Source organism: Streptomyces sp. NBC_01622 (assembly GCF_045209635.1).
In the GTDB taxonomy this organism is placed as follows: Bacteria; Actinomycetota; Actinomycetes; order Streptomycetales; family Streptomycetaceae; genus Streptomyces.
The window spans coordinates 4200170-4217048 of sequence record NZ_CP109293.1; the positions used below are offsets into that span (position 1 = coordinate 4200170).

General features: G+C 68.5%; 14 protein-coding genes. 6 read left to right on the forward strand and 8 right to left on the reverse strand.

The genetic code is table 11. The features are described from left to right. The first annotated feature begins 21 nt into the window (after nt 1-21). The 4 genes from OH768_RS18780 to OH768_RS18795 are packed head-to-tail and all read left to right on the forward strand — an operon-like array spanning nt 22 to nt 3951. The gene (locus tag OH768_RS18780) at nt 22-1059 is read left to right on the forward strand and encodes an ABC transporter permease (RefSeq protein ID WP_406455065.1); all 1038 of its coding nucleotides are present in this window, start codon (nt 22-24) and stop codon (nt 1057-1059) included. Beyond that, nucleotides 1056-1970, forward strand: a complete 915-nt coding sequence (locus OH768_RS18785; protein WP_406455067.1) for an ABC transporter permease — start codon at nt 1056-1058, stop codon at nt 1968-1970. Before OH768_RS18780 ends, OH768_RS18785 begins: the two co-directional genes overlap by 4 nt. Further along, nucleotides 1967-2962 (forward strand): ABC transporter ATP-binding protein, encoded by a 996-nt coding sequence (locus OH768_RS18790; RefSeq protein ID WP_406455069.1) that lies wholly within the window; start codon nt 1967-1969, stop codon nt 2960-2962. The genes OH768_RS18785 and OH768_RS18790 overlap by 4 nt, the downstream gene beginning before the upstream one ends. Further along, complete coding sequence (locus tag OH768_RS18795; protein WP_406455071.1) at nt 2959-3951, forward strand: oligopeptide/dipeptide ABC transporter ATP-binding protein; 993 nt, start codon at nt 2959-2961, stop codon at nt 3949-3951. The genes OH768_RS18790 and OH768_RS18795 overlap by 4 nt, the downstream gene beginning before the upstream one ends. Before the next feature lie 66 nt (nt 3952-4017). Here OH768_RS18795 and OH768_RS18800 read toward each other — a convergent pair whose 3' ends face one another. The 5 genes from OH768_RS18800 to OH768_RS18820 all read right to left on the reverse strand — a co-directional run bounded on the left by OH768_RS18800 (nt 4018) and on the right by OH768_RS18820 (nt 9857). Beyond that, nucleotides 4018-5166, reverse strand: coding sequence for an ABC transporter ATP-binding protein (locus OH768_RS18800; RefSeq protein WP_406455073.1), 1149 nt, complete (start codon nt 5164-5166; stop codon nt 4018-4020). Continuing rightward, a complete protein-coding gene (locus OH768_RS18805) occupies nt 5159-6220 on the reverse strand; it encodes an ABC transporter ATP-binding protein (protein ID WP_406455075.1) in 1062 nt (353 codons plus the stop codon). The genes OH768_RS18800 and OH768_RS18805 overlap by 8 nt, the downstream gene beginning before the upstream one ends. An 11-nt stretch (nt 6221-6231) precedes the next feature. Continuing rightward, nucleotides 6232-7170 (reverse strand): ABC transporter permease, encoded by a 939-nt coding sequence (locus OH768_RS18810; RefSeq protein ID WP_406455077.1) that lies wholly within the window; start codon nt 7168-7170, stop codon nt 6232-6234. Further along, complete coding sequence (locus OH768_RS18815) at nt 7163-8089, reverse strand: ABC transporter permease (RefSeq protein ID WP_406455079.1); 927 nt, start codon at nt 8087-8089, stop codon at nt 7163-7165. Before OH768_RS18815 ends, OH768_RS18810 begins: the two co-directional genes overlap by 8 nt. A gap of 145 nt (nt 8090-8234) precedes the next feature. Next, nucleotides 8235-9857 carry an ABC transporter substrate-binding protein gene (locus tag OH768_RS18820; RefSeq protein WP_406455081.1) on the reverse strand — a complete coding sequence of 541 codons (1623 nt, stop codon included), beginning with the start codon at nt 9855-9857 and terminating at the stop codon, nt 8235-8237. Between the two features lie 600 nt (nt 9858-10457). Here OH768_RS18820 and OH768_RS18825 point away from each other — a divergent pair. After that, nucleotides 10458-11198 carry a class I SAM-dependent methyltransferase gene (locus OH768_RS18825; protein WP_406455083.1) on the forward strand — a complete coding sequence of 247 codons (741 nt, stop codon included), beginning with the start codon at nt 10458-10460 and terminating at the stop codon, nt 11196-11198. 54 nt (nt 11199-11252) lie between these two features. Here the strand turns inward: OH768_RS18825 and typA are convergent, their stop codons facing one another. From typA to OH768_RS18840, 3 genes are all read right to left on the reverse strand, one after another. After that, the gene (gene typA / locus OH768_RS18830; protein ID WP_406455085.1) at nt 11253-13160 is read right to left on the reverse strand and encodes a translational GTPase TypA; all 1908 of its coding nucleotides are present in this window, start codon (nt 13158-13160) and stop codon (nt 11253-11255) included. Between the two features lie 156 nt (nt 13161-13316). Further along, nucleotides 13317-13958, reverse strand: a complete 642-nt coding sequence (locus tag OH768_RS18835) for a hypothetical protein (RefSeq protein ID WP_406455087.1) — start codon at nt 13956-13958, stop codon at nt 13317-13319. A gap of 141 nt (nt 13959-14099) precedes the next feature. Then, a complete protein-coding gene (locus OH768_RS18840) occupies nt 14100-16280 on the reverse strand; it encodes an ABC transporter family substrate-binding protein (RefSeq protein ID WP_406455089.1) in 2181 nt (726 codons plus the stop codon). A gap of 291 nt (nt 16281-16571) precedes the next feature. On the opposite strand from OH768_RS18840, the gene OH768_RS18845 reads away from it, so the two are divergent. Next, nucleotides 16572-16862: a hypothetical protein gene (locus OH768_RS18845; RefSeq protein WP_406455091.1), complete on the forward strand. Its 291-nt coding sequence runs from the start codon at nt 16572-16574 to the stop codon at nt 16860-16862. Nucleotides 16863-16879 lie beyond the last annotated feature (17 nt).

Below are 16879 nucleotides of genomic sequence, written 5' to 3' on the forward strand. Positions count from 1 at the left end.
CGGTGTGCGGGACGGCCGTTCATGGCAGCTGACGTCACATCGGTACCGGTGGAGGAGACGGCCGGCACAGGAGAGCGCGTCCGGACCGGGTACGCCCGCTACGTGGCCGGCAAGCTGGGCGGTGCCGTCGTCTCGCTGCTGGCCGTGCTGGTCACCGGGTTCTTCCTGTTCCGGCTGATCCCGGGCGACCCGGTCAAGACCATGACCGGCGGCCGTCCGATCTCGATCGCCCAACTGGCCGAGTACCGGCGGGAGTTCGGGCTCGACCTGCCGCTGTGGGAGCAGTTCACGGACTACTGCGGCAAGGCGCTCACCGGCGACCTCGGCACGTCGTACCAGTTCCGGGCGCCCGTCATCGACAAGATCAGCGAAGCACTGCCCAACACCCTGCTGCTCACCGGCACCGCCTTCGTGCTGTACACCGCGCTCGGCATGTTCCTCGGCACCCGCTCGGCCTGGCGGCACGGCAGTCTGTCCGACCGGCTCAACACCGGCCTGGCGCTGACCCTTTACTCCGTTCCGTCGTTCTGGCTCGGCCTGCTGCTGATCATCGTGTTCTCCGTGGGCGTGGGTCCGATCCCCGGGCTCTTCCCGACCGGCGGCATGGAGTCGGGCGGCAAGGAGGGCTTCGCGTACGTGCTGGACGTGGCCCATCATCTGGTCCTGCCCGTGGTCACGTTGGTGGCGGTCGAGTACGGGCAGACCCTGCTGGTCACCCGCTCCGCGCTGCTCGACGAGATGGGCAGCGACTACCTGACGACCGCGCGGGCCAAGGGACTCCGGGACGACCTGGTCCGGCGCCGGCACGCCGTGCCGAACGCGCTGCTGCCCACCGTCACCCTCGTCTTCGTCAACCTCGGCCGTACGGTCGCGGGCGTGATCCTGGTGGAGACGGTCTTCTCCTGGCCCGGCCTGGGCGGGCTGTTCTACCAGGCGCTGAGCGTGCCCGATCTGCCCCTGGTCCAGGGCCTGTTCCTCTTCTTCGCCGCGGCGGTGATCGTCATGAACACACTGGCAGACCTCGTCTATCCGCTGCTCGACCCCCGGGTGGGCCGATGACCACTCCCCCCGTCGCACAGGCCGGCCCGCGAGCGCTCGCCCGGCAGCGCCGCCGCCGGTCCGCCGTACGGTTCTGGACGCGGTACCGCACCCACCGCACGGGACTGGTCGGCCTGGCCGCGCTCGGCCTGTTCGCGCTGGTCGCGCTCACCGCGCCGCTGACGGTCGGCTCCGACGTGTCGAGCGTCACCGACGCACCGGGACGGCCCCTGGAGAGTCCGAGCGCCCAGTTCCCGCTGGGCACCGACCAGTTCGGCCGGAACCTGCTGGGGCTCGTCATCTGGGGCGCGCGGGTCTCGCTGCTCGTCGGGCTGCTCGCGGCGGTGCTGTCGGTGGCGATCGGCGCGGTGGTCGGCATCACGGCCGGGCACTTCCGGGGCGCGTACGGGACCGTGCTGATGCGGACCACCGACTGGTTCCTGGTCATGCCGACGCTGGTGCTCGCCATCGCGCTGGCCACCGTCATGTCCCGCTCTCTCGGGACGGTGATCCTGGCGATCGGCGTGACCACCTGGCCGACCACGGCCCGGCTGGTGCGGGCGCAGACGCTGGCGGTGGAGTCACGGCCGTACATCGAACGGGCACGGGCGCTCGGCGGCGGCCACTGGCACGTGATGTCCCGGCACGTACTGCCCAACGTGATGCCGCTGGTCCTCGCGCAGACGACCCTGATGGTCTCCTCCTCGATCCTCGCCGAGGCGACCCTCGCCTTCCTGGGGCTCGGCGATCCGACGGTGGTGTCGTGGGGCGGGCTGCTCCAGGACGCCCGGGAGGCGGGTGCGGTCAGTGCCGGGGACTGGTGGTACCTGGTGCCGCCCGGCATCGCGATCGCCGTGGTCGCGCTGGCGTTCACGCTGTGCGGGCGCGCGGTGGAGTCCGTCCTCAACCCCCGGCTGGGGATGGCGGGTTGACCCTCCTGGAGGTCCGGAACCTGGAAGTGACGTACCCGGGCGGTGTCGCCGCGGTGCGGGACGTCGACCTGTCCCTGACGGCAGGTCAGAAAGTCGGTGTGGCGGGCGAGTCGGGCTCCGGCAAGTCCACCCTGGCGCTCGCGCTGCTACGGCTGCTGCCGCCGGGGACGCGGGTCTGCGGGGAGATCCTGCTGAACGGCGAGGACGTGCTGACGATGCGGTGGGGGCGGGTCCGGGCGGTCCGCTGGGCCGGTGCCTCGATCGTCTTCCAGGGCGCGATGCACTCTCTCAACCCCGTGCACCGCATCGGCGACCAGATCGCGGAACCCGTGCTGCTGCACCAGGGGGCGACGACGGCACAGGCCAGGCGCCGCGCCGGGGAGCTGCTGGAACAGGCCGGGCTGCCGGCCGCCCGCGCGACCGCGTACCCGCACGAACTCTCCGGCGGCCAGCGGCAACGCGTCATGATCGCCATGGCGCTCGCCTGTGACCCCCAGCTGATCATCGCCGACGAGCCCACCACGGCACTCGACGTGATGATCCAGGCCCAGATCCTCGGCCTGATCCAAGGCCTCGTCACCGACCAGGACGTGGGCCTGATCATGATCAGCCACGACCTCGCGGTCCTCGCGGACAGCTGCGACCGCCTCGTCGTCATGTACGCGGGCCGCGTCATCGAGGAGGGCCCCGCCCGGCAGGTCTACGAGAACGCCCTCCACCCCTACGGCAAGGCCCTGTCGGCCTCCTTCCCGCACATCGGCGACCCGGCGTCCCGCTTCGCCCCACGCGGCCTCGCGGGCGACCCGCCCGACCCCTCCGACCTGCCGTCCGGCTGCGCCTTCCATCCGCGCTGCGCGGAGGCGCTGGACGTGTGCGCGACCGAGGACCAGTTCCTGCGGGAGTCCGGTCAGGGTCGGCGAGCGGCCTGTGTGCATGTGCCGGTACCGGCCGGCGACAACGCCCGAGGCCACGACACGAGGAGCGCGTCATGACCACACCGGCGCCCCTGCTCAGCGCGCAAGGGCTGCACGTGGCCTTCCCGGGACGGCGCGGCGGTGCTCCCGCCCGGGCCGTCGACGGTGTCGACCTCGACATCCGGCCGGGGGAGGTCGTAGCCCTCGTCGGTGAATCCGGGTGCGGGAAGACGACGTTGGCCCGCTCGCTCCTCGGGCTGGTGCCGCCGACCGGGGGGCGGGTCACCTTCGACGGCAAGCCCCTGCGGTACTCCTCACGGGCCCTCAAGGCCTATCGCCGACGAGTGCAGCTCGTCCTCCAGGACCCGAGCGGGTCGCTCAATCCACGGCACACGGTGTACGACGCGGTGGCCGAGGGGCTGCGGATCCACGGGAGCGGCGGCGACGAACGGGCGGCGGTCGCGCAGGCCCTGTCCCGGGCCGGACTCCGGCCGCCCGAGCGGTTCTTCCTGCGCTATCCGCACGAGCTGTCCGGCGGGCAGCGGCAGCGCGTGGTGATCGCCGGTGCGCTCGTCCTGGAACCCGAACTCCTCGTCGCCGACGAGCCGGTGGCCTCCCTGGACGCCTCCGTGCGCGGCGAGATCCTCGCCCTGCTGCTGCGGCTGCGCACCGAACTCGGCCTGGCCGCGCTGGTGGTGACCCACGACCTGGGGCTGGCGTGGAACATCGCCGACCGGGTCGCGGTGATGTACCTGGGCCGGATCGTGGAGACGGGGGACGCCGAGCAGGTGCTGACGGCGCCCCAACACCCGTACACCCAGGCGTTGTTGTCGGTACTGCCCGAGGCGCCGGGCGATCCCGTGGTGCTGTCCGGCGAGCCCCCGGACCCGTCCCGTATTCCGACCGGCTGCCGGTTCCGGGTGCGCTGTCAGATCCTGGCGAGCGGGGAGGCGGAGCGGGCGGGGGTGGCACACCGGTGCCGGACCGAGGACCTGGAGGTGCTGGGCGGCGGCGGTGAGGCGCAGGTGGCCTGTCACTGGGCGCGGGTGCCCGACCCCGCCGTATGAGCCGTGGGAAAACGCAGGTTCCCGGCACCGTCGTACAGTGCCGGGAACCAGTGGTGACTGTAGGGATCAGGCCGCGTGGACCACGTCCTTGACCTCGGCGAAGTGGCACGCCGACTCGTGGGCCGCCGGGGTGTCGGAGCCCTTGAAGCGCTCCGGGATCGCGAGCAGCGGCTCCTCCTGGGCGCACTTGTCCTGGGCCTTCCAGCAGCGGGTGCGGAAGCGGCAGCCGGACGGCGGGTTGGCCGGGGAGGGCACGTCACCGGTGAGGATGATCCGGTCGCGGTGCTCGCGGGCCTCCGGGTCCGGCACGGGTACGGCCGACAGCAGCGCCTGGGTGTAGGGGTGCGTCGGGTACTCGTAGATCTGCTCGTCGGTGCCGACCTCGGCCATCTTGCCGAGGTACATCACGCCCACCCGGTCCGAGATGTGCCGGACGATGGACAGGTCGTGCGCGATGAAGATGTAGGAGAGGTTGAACTCGTCCTGCAGTCGCGCCATCAGGTTGATGACCTGTGCCTGCACCGACACGTCGAGCGCGGAGACCGGCTCGTCGCAGATGATGATCTCGGGGTTGAGCGCGAGGCCGCGGGCGATGCCGATGCGCTGGCGCTGGCCGCCCGAGAACTGGTGCGGGTAGCGGTTGATGTACTCCGGGTTGAGTCCTACGACGTCCAGGAGGTCCTTCACCTTGCGGCGACGGTCCCCTTTCGGTGCCACCTCGGGGTGGATGTCGAAGGGCTCACCGATGATGTCGCCCACCGTCATACGGGGGTTGAGCGAGGTGTACGGGTCCTGGAAGATCATCTGGATGTTCCGGCGGACGGCCTTGAGGGCCCTGCCGGACAGCCGGGTGATGTCCTGGCCCTTGTAGAAGACCTCGCCGGCCGTCGCCGTCTCCAGGCTCATCAGGAGCTTGGCGACCGTCGACTTGCCGCAGCCGGACTCGCCCACGATGCCCAGGGTCTCGCCCTGGTGCAGGTCGAAGGAGATGCCGTCGACGGCTTTCACCGCGCCGATCTGGCGTTTGATCACGATCCCCTGGGTCAGCGGGAAGTGTTTGACCAGGTTGCGCACCTGGAGGATCGGCTCGCCCCGCTCGACGTTCGCGTCGAGAGCGGCGACCGCCTCCTCCTCCGAGTGCACCTCCGCCACCTCGACGTCGGAGACGTTGGGCATCGCGTCCCGGGGCTCGTCGGCCTTGGTCGGGTCAGCCATGGATCGTCTCCTTCCAGAAGTGGCACGCGCTGGCGCGGCCGGGCAGTTCGGTTCCGTCCGCCTCGGTCACCGGGACCAGCGGCGGGAACTGCGTACGGCAGATGTCCTGCGCCTTGTCGCAGCGCGGGTTGAAGGCACAACCGGCCGGTACCTTCAGCAGGTTGGGCGGCAGGCCCTGGATCGCGTAGAGCTCCTGGCCCTTCTGGTCCAGGCGCGGGATGGAGTCCAGCAGACCCCGGGTGTAGGGGTGCGCCGGGCGCTTGTACAGCTCGTGCACCGGCGCCGTCTCCACGATGCGGCCCGCGTACATCACCGCGATCTTGTCGGCGACGTCCGCGACCACGCCGAGGTCGTGGGTGATGAGGATGAGCCCCATCCGGTACTCGCGCTGCAACTCCGCGAGCAGGTCCATGACCTGGGCCTGCACCGTCACGTCGAGGGCCGTGGTCGGCTCGTCGGCGATGATCAGGTCCGGCTCCAGGGCGAGCGCCATCGCGATCATGATGCGCTGGCGCATACCGCCGGAGAACTGGTGCGGGTAGTCGTTCACCCGCGCCGCGGCGGCCGGAATCTTCACCCGGTCCATCAGCTCGATGGACTTGGCCTTGGCCTGCTTGCGGGACATGCCCTGGTGGACGCGGAACATCTCGCCGAGCTGGAACCCCACGCTGAGCACGGGGTTGAGCGAGGAGAGCGCGTCCTGGAAGATCATCGCGATCCGGGCGCCGCGCAACTTGCGCCGCTCCTCGGCACCCATGGTCAGCATGTCCTGGCCGTAGAAGCGGATCTCGCCCTGCGGGATACGGGCGGGCGGCATGTCCAGGATGCCCATGATCGCCTGCGCGGTCACGGACTTGCCGGAGCCGGACTCGCCGAGCACGGCGAGCGTCTCTCCGGAGTTCACGGTGTAGTTGACGCCGTTGACGGCCCTGACCACACCCTCGCGGGTCTGGAACTCGACGTGCAGATCGCGCACTTCGAGCAGTGGGCCGGTGTCGTCGTGGTCGCCGGGGCGCTGGGCCGGAACGGCGTCCGTCGGGTCGATGATGGTCACGTACGCCTCCCTCAGCGCATCTTGGGATCGAAGGCGTCGCGAACCACGTCGCCGAGCATGATGAAGGCCAGGACCGTGATGCTCAGGGCACCGGCCGGGAACATCAGCGCGTGCGGCGAGGTCAGGAACCTGTCCTGGGCGTCACTGATCATCACGCCCCAGGAGATGTTGGGGTACTGGATGCCGATGCCCAGGTAGGACAGGGCGGCCTCGGCGCTGATGTACACACCGAGGTTCATGGTGGTGATGACGATGACGGGGGCGAGCGTGTTGGGCAGGATGTGCCGGAACGCTATTCGCCACGATCCCGCGCCCAGTGCCCGCGCGGCCGTCACGTAGTCGTTGTACTTGTTCGCGATGACCTCGCCGCGCATGATCCGGTAGACCTGCGGCCAGCCGAGGATCGCCATGATGAACGACACCGACCAGACGTCGCCGCCGCCCCAGATGGACATGATCAGCAGACCGCCGATGATCAGCGGCAGACCCGCGAACACCTCGGTGATACGGGACAGCAGCGCGTCGGCCCAGCCGCCGATGAGACCGGCGAGCATGCCCACCAGACCGCCGATCAGGGTGGTGGCGGTGGTGGTCACGACACCGACGACGACCGAGTTGCGGGTGCCGTAGACGGTCCGCGTGTAGATGTCGCAGCCCTGCACGTCGTAGCCGAACAGGTGCCCGGACGAGGGTCCGTTCATGGAGTTCTGCAGCTGGCAGAAGCCGTCGGAGAACGGGGAGCGCGCGGTGAACAGACTGGGTGCGATCGCCAGCGCGAGCAGGACCAGGATGATCAACGAGGTCACGATGAACATGGGCCGCTTGCGCAGGTCCGCCCAGCCGTCCCGCAGCAGGCTCGCCTGCCGCGCCGCCGCCTTCTCCTCCGCCTCGATCTCCTTGGCGATGGCGGCCTCGTCGGTGGTGGGCCTTTCTATCGTCTTCTCACTCATAGCGGATCCTCGGGTCGAGCACGGCGTACAGCAGGTCTACGAGGAGGTTGGCGACCAGGTAGATCAGTACCAGGAGGGTCACCAGACCGACCACGACGGGCCGCTCGCGCAGATAGACGGACTGGGCCAACTGACCGCCGATGCCGGGCATGTTGAACACGCGCTCGGTGATGATGGCGCCGCCCATGAGCGCGCCGAGGTCGAAGCCCAGGAAGGTGACGACCGGGATCAGGGAGTTGCGCATCGCGTGCACGCCGATGACCCGCCGCGTCGGAAGGCCCTTGGCGATCGCCGTACGGACGTAGTCGGCACGGACCGACTCCATCATGCTCGTACGGACGAGTCGGGCGATGTACGCCATAGACGTCGAGGCGAGTACGACGGACGGGAGGATGTAGCTCTGCGGCCAGCCGTGCTCGATGCCGGCGACCGGTGTGATCTTGAGGTTCACACCGAACTCCAGCTGCAGCACGGAGCCGAGCACGAAGACCGGGATCGAGATCAGGACCAGGGTCGAGACCAGCACGACGTTGTCGATGAACTTGCCCTTTTTCAGGGCGGAGAAGATGCCCGCGACGATGCCGATCACGGCTTCGAGCGCGAAGGACGTCAGGCCCAGCTTCACCGTGACGGGGAACCGCTCGGAGACGATGTCGGAGATGGCACGCCCGTTGTAGGTCTCACCGAGGTCACCGGTGAGGACACCGCTGATGTAGTGCCAGTACTGCTGGTACAGCGGCTCGTTGAGGTGGTAGTGCGCGCGGAGGATCGCCGCGATGTTGGGGTCGGCGCGCTTGTCGCCGGCCAGTGCCTGGATCGGATCGCCGGGCAGAGCGAAGACCAGGCAGAAAATGATGAACGTGACGCCTATCACCACAGGGATCACCTGTAGGAGACGGCGGGCGACGTATCGGCCCATGGGTGCTCCAGAGGGGGGTGCTCGACCCGACCGCGGCCGGGGGGAGGGCACGGTCGGACGGGAGACGGCAGCAAGAGTGAGCAGGGGAAGGCTATTCCTCCCCCTGCTCACCCCGTACTGCTGTGTCAGAACTGCTCGAACCAGGTCAGCTGAGCTTGACCGTGTCCCACAGGATCTGGTGACCGGCGACCTTCATGGACTTGATCTTGTCGCTGAAGCCGGCGTTCATCGTGTAGAAGTACACCGGGATGTACGGCAGATCCTTGAGCAGGATGTCGTCCGCCGCCTGGTACTTCTTGATGGCGTCCTCGTGCGTCGGGGCCTGGTCGCCCTCGACGAGGAGCTTCTCGAACGCCTCGTTCGTGTAGCCGGAGTAGTTGGAGCCGGTGGTGATGGCGTCCTTCGAGAAGATCGGACGGAGGTAGTCCTCCATGTCCGGGTAGTCCATGCTCCACGCCATACGGAACGCGCCCTGGTACTTCTTGGCGTCCAGGTCGTTCAGGATGGTCTGGAACTGCTCGAACGGCTTGGCCGTCACCTTGATGCCGAGAGCCTGCTGGATCTCGTTCGACACGGCCTCGACCCACTCCTTGTGGCCGCCGTCCGCGTTGTAGCCGATCTCCAGCGTGTTGCCCGGCAGACCGCCGCTCTGCTTGTAGAGCGCCTTGGCCTTGGTCGGGTTGTACGTGCAGGCCTCACCACAGGCGCCCTTGCGGTAGCCGTCGATGATCGGGCTGATGTAGTCGTCCGCGGGCGTACGGGCGCCGAGGAAGATCTTCGACGAGATCGTCTTGCGGTCGATCGACATCGAGATGGCCTTGCGGAGGTCCGCGTTCTGGAAGGCCTTGTTGTACTTGATCGGGAAGCCGATGTAACCGACGGCCGAGTCGGCCTCGTCGATGTAACGGCCGTTCAGGTCCTTGTGGTACGTCGGCAGACCCGAGGTCGGGATCGTCAGCAGGCTGTCGAGGTTGCCGGCGACGAGGTCCTTGTAGGCGGTGTCCTGGTTCGAGTAGATCTTGAAGTCGACACCCTTGACCTCGATCTTCGAGGCGTCCGGGTACTTGTCGTACTTGACGGTGTCGATTTCCTGGTTGTGCTTGAACGTACCGCTCATCTTGAACGGGCCGTTGCCGATCGGGGCCTCGCCGAAGGCCTTCGGGTCCTTGAAGAACGCCTTGGGCAGCGGCACGAAAGCGGTGAAGGAGAGCTGCGAGGGGAAGGCCGAGAACGCGCCGTTCAGGGTGACCTGGAGCGTGCTGTCGTCGACCACCTTCAGACCGGACAGCTTGTCGGTCGTGGGCTTCTTGCCCTCGCCCGGGTTGAGGTCCGCGTAGCCCGCGATGTGGCTGAACAGCGGGTTGGTCTGCTGGGCGTTGGTCTGGTTCGCGCCGTAGTTCCACGCGTCGGCGAAGGACTGGGCGGTCACCTTCTCCCCGTTGTGGAAGGTGTAGCCGGACTTCAGCTTGATCGTCCAGACCTTGTTGTCCTTGGACTCGATCGACTCCGCCATGGCGTTGACGACCTTGTTGTCGGCGTCAAGCTTGGTCAGCCCCGTGAAGAGGGCGTTGATGACCTGGCCGCCCTCGGTCTCGTACGTGTTGCTCGGAACCAGGCTGTTCTGCGGTTCGCCGATCTCCACCGAGACGACGCCGTTGCCCTTGCTGCCGCCGGAGCTGTTGTCGTCACCGCCGCCGCCACAGGCCGTTGCGCCCAGCGCCACAACTGCGGCTATCGCAACCCACTTGGCGCTCTTGGCACCACGCATGGGGGCTCCTCCTCATGAGTCCAATGGTTCATCACCTGGGAGAGCGCATGACACATCACCGTCACCGGTGCCTGAAATGGTCAAGTGCTCCCCGCGCTCGATGAGTCGCCGCCTACAGCGAGTGACCCGTGATCCGAGCTCTACGCGCCTAACTATCTGCCATGAGGCGGGACCGAGCCATATTCACAAGGTCTCGGTTCGATCACACCTGACGCGTACATCTTCCAAAATCCGGACAAAGGGTTTGGTGAAAGATCCCTGCGAAACGGACTTGTTACACACCTATCGGGCTTGAATGTCCGCATGCCGAACGCGGCTCGCGTGAAAATCCAGTTGCGGTTCAGCGACCGCTGTGCAATCAACACGCCCGCACGCCGGAGACCTTCAAGGACAGCCGACAGGGCATGGACAGGATCACGCCAACGGCAGAATAGTGCGGATCGGTCGGCCTGTACGGATTCCTGACCAGGACAAGGGATAACCCTTTATTCGGCCAAGCCTTGCGCAAAGCCCGGGTACCGCTTCCTCCACGGTTGAGAACCCGTCAAGAATGCGGGCAGCCCCGCCGTTCCGTCGCGGAGGGTGTGGCAGGCTGAATCGGTGGTGGATCGGTCATTCGGGGACATGTCGCTTGCCGAGTTGTACGACGGGCTCAATCCGTGGGGTGCGGGGGACGACTTCTGTCTGGACCTGGTGATGTCCGCGCGGGCCGTGCTCGATGTGGGCTGCGGCACCGGAAAGTTGCTGCACCGGGCCCGTCGTAAGGGACACAGTGGGCGGTTGACGGGGATCGATCCCGCCGCCGCCATGCTCGTTCAGGCCCGCCGGCGAGAACCCGGTGTCGAGTGGGTGCTCGGGGAACTGCGGACTGCGGCATGGCGCGGCGAGTTCGATCTCGTGGTGATGACCGGGCACGCCTTCCAAGTCCTGGTCCAGGACGAGGAGTTGCGCTTGGCGCTGCGTGCCGTACGGGATGCGCTGGCGCCCGGCGGGCGGTTCGTGTTCGAGACGCGGAACCCGGCGGCCCGTGCCTGGGAGACCTGGACGCCCGACCGGGCGCGCCGGTTCACCGGCCCGGACGGCGGTCTCGTACGGGTGTGGCACGAGGTCGAGGGCGTGCCGGTCGCGGACCGGGTGACGTTCACCGAGACCTTCGAGGGCGGGCGTTGGGCACAGCCTCAGGTCAGCCGGTCGACCTTGCGGTTCCTGGACTGTGCCGCCCTGTCGGGGTTCCTCGCCGAGGCCGGGCTGACGGTCGCCGAGCAGTACGGCGACTGGGAGCGGGGCCCGCTCACGCCCGCGAGTCCCGAGATCATCACCGTGGCGCGGCCGACGCACTGAGCCCGGGCACCCCAAGTAGGGGGCGCCCGGGCTCAGTTGAGCTGTACCGGTGTATCAGGCGTGCTTGGCGCGGCTCGCCGAGCGGCCGCGCTCCTTCTGGTCGAGGACGACCTTGCGGATGCGGACGGACTCCGGGGTCACCTCGACACACTCGTCGTCGCGGCAGAACTCCAGGGACTGCTCCAGGGAGAGCTTGCGCGGCGGCACGATCGCCTCGAACGAGTCGGCGGCGGCCGAGCGCATGTTGGTGAGCTTCTTCTCCTTGGTGATGTTCACGTCCATGTCGTCGGCGCGCGAGTTCTCGCCGACGATCATGCCCTCGTACACCTCGGTGCCGGGGTCGGTGAACAGCACACCGCGCTCCTGGAGGTTCGTCATCGCGAACGCGGTGACGGCGCCGGCGCGGTCGGCGACCAGCGAACCGTTGTTACGGGTCGTCAGCACACCGAACCACGGCTCGTGGCCCTCGTGGATGGAGTGGGCGATGCCCGTGCCGCGCGTACCGGTGAGGAACTCGGTACGGAAGCCGATGAGACCGCGGGAGGGGACGACGAACTCCAGCCGGACCCAGCCGGAGCCGTGGTTGGACATGTTGTCCATCCGGCCCTTGCGGACGCCCATGAGCTGCGTGACCGCGCCCATGTGCTCCTCGGGCACGTCGATCGTCATGCGCTCGACCGGCTCGTGCACCTTGCCGTCGATGATCTGGGTGACGACCTGCGGCTTGCCGATGGTCAGCTCGAAGCCCTCGCGGCGCATCTGCTCGACCAGGATGGCCAGCGCCAGCTCACCGCGGCCCTGCACCTCCCAGGTGTCGGGACGCTCGGTGTCGAGCACGCGCAGCGAGACGTTGCCGATCAGCTCGCGGTCGAGGCGGTCCTTGACCTGACGGGCGGTGACCTTGCGGTCCTTGACGGCCGCCTTCGCGGAGGCGCCCTTGCCGGTGCCGCCGCGGCCGACCAGCGGCGAGGTGTTCGTACCGATGGTCATGGAGATCGCCGGCTCGTCGACCGTGATGAGCGGCAGCGCGATCGGGTTCTCGGGGTCGGCGAGGGTCTCGCCGATCATGATGTCCGGGATACCGGCCACGGCGCAGATGTCACCGGGGCCCGCCATCTCGGCCGGCTTGCGGGTGAGCGCCTCGGTCATCAGCAGCTCGGTGATGCGCACGTTGGACATCGTGCCGTCGCGCTTGATCCACGTGACGGTCTGGCCCTTGCGCAGCTCGCCCTGCTCGACGCGGAGGAGCGCGATACGGCCGAGGAAGTTGTCGGCGTCCAGGTTGGTGACGTGCGCCTGGAGCGGGGCGGCCTCGTCGTACTGCGGGGCCGGGACGTGCGACAGGATCGTGGAGAAAAAGGGCTCCAGGTTGTCGCTGTCCTGCGGGACCGTGCCGTTCTCGGGCTTGGTCAGCGAGGCGACGCCGTCACGCGCACACGCGTAGACGATCGGGAACTCGATCTGCTCCTCGTCCGCGTCCAGGTCCAGGAAGAGGTCGTAGGTCTCGTTGACGACCTCGTCGATCCGGGAGTCCGGGCGGTCCGTCTTGTTGATGCAGAGGATGACGGGCAGGCGCTGCTGGAGCGCCTTGCGCAGCACGAAGCGGGTCTGCGGCAGCGGGCCCTCGGAGGCGTCGACGAGCAGCACCACCGCGTCCACCATCGACAGACCGCGCTCGACCTCGCCACCGAAGTCGGCGTGGCCCGGGGTGTCGATGATGTTGATGGTGATGACATCGCTGCCATCCTTCGGGTGGTACTTCACGGCCGTGTTCTTGGCCAGGATCGTGATGCCCTTCTCACGCTCCAGATCGTTCGAGTCCATCATGCGGTCGTCGAGCGATTCGGCGGCGTGCGCGGCGAAGGCACCGGCCTGCTTCAGCATGGCGTCGACGAGGGTCGTCTTCCCGTGGTCGACGTGGGCGACGATGGCGACGTTGCGGATGTCGTGGCGCGTGGCCATATTGCGGCGTACTCCCGGAGAGTGAGGAAGGCCTGCGCGTACGTCTGAGTTACGCGGACCCTGCCGGGCTGGACACGCCACGGCCTTACCCCATCGTACGTGGCGTATGGGGAAGGGGCCTCCGCAGGGCCCGGCGGACCCTGCGGAGCGGTGGGGTCAGGCAGCCTTCGCGGCGACCGAGTCCGCGCCGCAGGAGAGGCGGGCGGCCTCACGAGCTGTGGCGTTGCCGGTCTTGGTGTCGCATTCGAGGAGGCCGTCGACCGAGACGTTCCAGCTCTCCGCGTGCCCGATGGCGGTCCTGCCTCCGGGGCAGGTGTAACGGAAGTCCGCCTCTACGATCCGCACGGCGGCGTACTGCACGAACCGCCCGGCCCCTTCCGGCGCCATGCTGCCGTCGTTCAGTTCCGGTCCCGAGCCGCCGACCTCCGCGAACGCCCCCACATCGCTGTCGGGGTCGATCACACCGGTCTTCTCGCCCAGGGAGGTGAGGATCTCCTTCGCCGCCGGGGCACCGCTCCCGGCCTGCACCGCTATCCGGACCGTGGCCAGTCGCCGTACCTTGTGCTTCAGCGTGCCGCCGCCCTTGCCCAGTGTCTCCACGTCCGAGACCCCGAGCAGCCGCGTCGGCTTCTCGATGTTGATCCAGGTGTAGGTGCCGTTCACACACGCCTTGTCGGCGACCGCGGGCTGCGCCTCCTTGGTGCCGGCCGTCGCGCTGTCGCTCTTCTTCCCCGCGTCACCGGACCCGCTCGTACACCCCACGGCCCCGGCGAGCAGCGCCGCGAGCGCGAAACCCACGGCCGACATCCTTCGCGTTCCCCCGTACATGGTCACCCCGTTGTCCTGGTGAAAACCCGCTGTGATCAGGCAGGTGTCACCCTGACTGAGCACAACGGGCGAGGCAAGCGAGTTGAGGCGGTTCTGAGGCTTCCAGCCGGATCAGCTCCCGGACGACGGACTCGCCGACGCCTTCGCCCCCTTCTTCAGGAAGCCCATGTCCTCGTAGACCGGGGTCTGGAAGCCGAAGGAGCCCGCGTTGACGATGGTCTTGCGGGCGGCGGTGAGCTGGGGGCGCTGATAGAGGGGGATGGAGCCGGCCGCCGCCCAGATACGGGCGTCGGCCTTGCGGACCAGGGCGGCGGACTCGTCCTCGTCGAGGGTGGAGGCGGCCTGGTCGAAGAGCTGGTCGACCTGGTCGGTGCCGACGCGGGTGTAGTTCTGCTCGACGTTCAGGGAGCCGTCGGCGGCCGGGACCGGCTTGGCGAAGATCGGGCGGGCGTCGGTGGCGGGGAAGGCGGACGCGGGCCAGGAGTAGAGGGCGAGGTCGTACTGACCGGACGCGATGTGGTCCTTGAAGTAGCTGTCGTCGGAGACCTTGGTGATCTCCGTGCGGATGCCGACCTTCTCCAGCATGCGGGAGATGCTGTCGGCGACCGCGCTCAGCGACTCCGAGCCGGTCCCGGAGGGAAGCACGAAGCGCAGGGTGAGCGGCTTGCCGTCCTTGGCGAGCGTGCCGGTCATCGCGCCGGCCGGGGCGGCCGTGCCCTTCGGGGCGTACGCGCCGGGCGCCCCGCCCTGCTTCACCTTGCGGCCGTCGTACTGCTTGCCGTCGGCGAGGCGCTTGGACCCCTCGTCGCCGTGCCCGTGCTTGTCGGTGTGGTCCTGGGGGTCCTTGTTGTCCTCGCCGACGATGTACTGCCCGTCGGAGCCGCCCTCCGACTCGTCGTCCTTCTTGCCCTTCTTCCCCTCGGCGCCGGCCGCCTTCTCGCCCTTGTCCTTGACCGCTCCGCCGAGCACCCAGCCGGCGTCGGTGAGCAGCGCCTGCGCCTCCGCGGTGTCGTGGTCGCCGAGCGCGCCGCTGTTGTCGGCGTACGCGGCCTGCCCGGAGAGCGCGAGGTGGCTGCCGACCGGTACGGCGGGCAGGCCGAGCGGGGTGAGGACGACCTTGGCGAGCGCCTCCCGGTCGAGCGCGCGGGCCACCGCGCGCCGGACGCGTTCGTCGGCGAGGGGGCCCTCGGAGCCGTTGAGGGCGAGCTGCGTGTAGGCGGGTTCGAAGGAGCGGCGGACGGTGAAGGCCCGCAACTCGTCCTGCTGGCGCAGGTACTTGGCGAGCGCCTTGCGCTCCTTCTTGCTGAGCTTCTTCTTCTCCTTGGGGCTCTCGCCCTTGTTCTCGTCCTTGCTCTCCGTGTCGCCCGTGGCGCTCGCACTCGCGCCCTGGAGCGGGGTGCCGGTGCCCTTGGCGCGGCCGGCGAGCGCGATCCGGCTCGCGTCGGCGGGGTCGACGGCGGCGAGGTCGACCGTGCCGTCGGCGAGCGCGGCGGCCCGCTTGTCCAGCGGTACGGCGGCCAGCACGATCTGGGAGAGCTTCGCGGGCCTGCCCCACCAGTGCGGGTTGCGGGCGAGGACGATCTCCTTGTCCTTGCGGTCGACCTTCTGCAGCGCGAACGCGCCGGCGGTGACCTTCAGTTTGCTGCGCGCCCCGTCGTTGAAGGCGTCCGGGGTGCCCATGACGTCCTTGGGGTACAGCGGCGAGAACAGCGACTTCCAGTCGGCGTACGGCCTGCTGAAGGTGACCTTGACCTCGAGGTTGTTGGCGCCTCGCTCGATCTTCTCGATGCGGTCGTAGCCGGCGTTGCGCGCGGTCCAGTACGCGGAGTCCTTGCCGGACAGGGCGCGCCACTGGGCGGCGAAGTCGGCGGCGCCGATCTCCCGGCCGTCGCTCCACACGGCCTGCTGGTCGAGCTTGTAGAGGACGACCTGCTTGGGCGAGGTGTCGACGACCTTCGCGGACTCCAGGTAGTCGGCGTCACGCTGGGGGCGGCCCTGCGCGTCGAGCCGGAACATGGCGGGCAGGACAGCCTGGGCGACGCGGGTGGTGGCGTCGTCGGCGTCCGACTGGAAGGCGTTGAGGGTCTCGGGCACGTCGTCGACGGCCCAGCGCAGGGTGCCGCCGTCGGCGACCAGGTCACGCGCGACGGGCGCGATGTCCTGTGCGGCCAGTGGCTTGCCCGACTCGTCCTCGGAGCTGCACGCCGCGAGGGTGGGCACCGCGAGCGCGCCCGCGGTGAGGAAGGCGACCGAGCGCATGACCGCGCGCAGTCCGACGTCGTCGTGGGACATCACTGTTACCTCCGAAAGCCGCGGGGCTTATACTCACATTTAGTGGTATATGGAGCTGATCAGATCTATGCGGCCACTGAAGAGGAAACGGTTCGGCCGTGTGGGGCGACACGGCGGGGGCGCCGCAAAGCCCACCCGTGCGGCGCAACGTTCGAATCCGCCCCCGCACACGCCAACACACCCCAGCCAATCCGTGCACAGTGCTTCCCACCGGTAGGTGTGACGCGCAACACTCGCAGGCGCATGAACGTTGCCGTCCAGGGCCGACGCCCACGGAAGTGAGGTCACGTCATGTCCGTGCACGACGAACTGACGTCAGTCCAACGCTGTCTTGAAGACCTGTTCAGGTCGGTGGGACGGCTGGAACAGCAATTCGACAGCGGAGGCCTGGAGATGCGCAGGGTCAAGGCCGACGCGGACCGCCTGCGCGAGAGCGTCGCCCTGCTGCGCGACGCCGCACCAGGGATCGAGCGCCCCCGGCGCCCCGATCTCGTCTCCATCCCCGACACCCCCTACGACAACACCCTGTGGACGGACTCGGACGACGAAGGACTCGGCGCCCACGACCGCCACGCACCCTGAACCGACCGGAGTCCTGA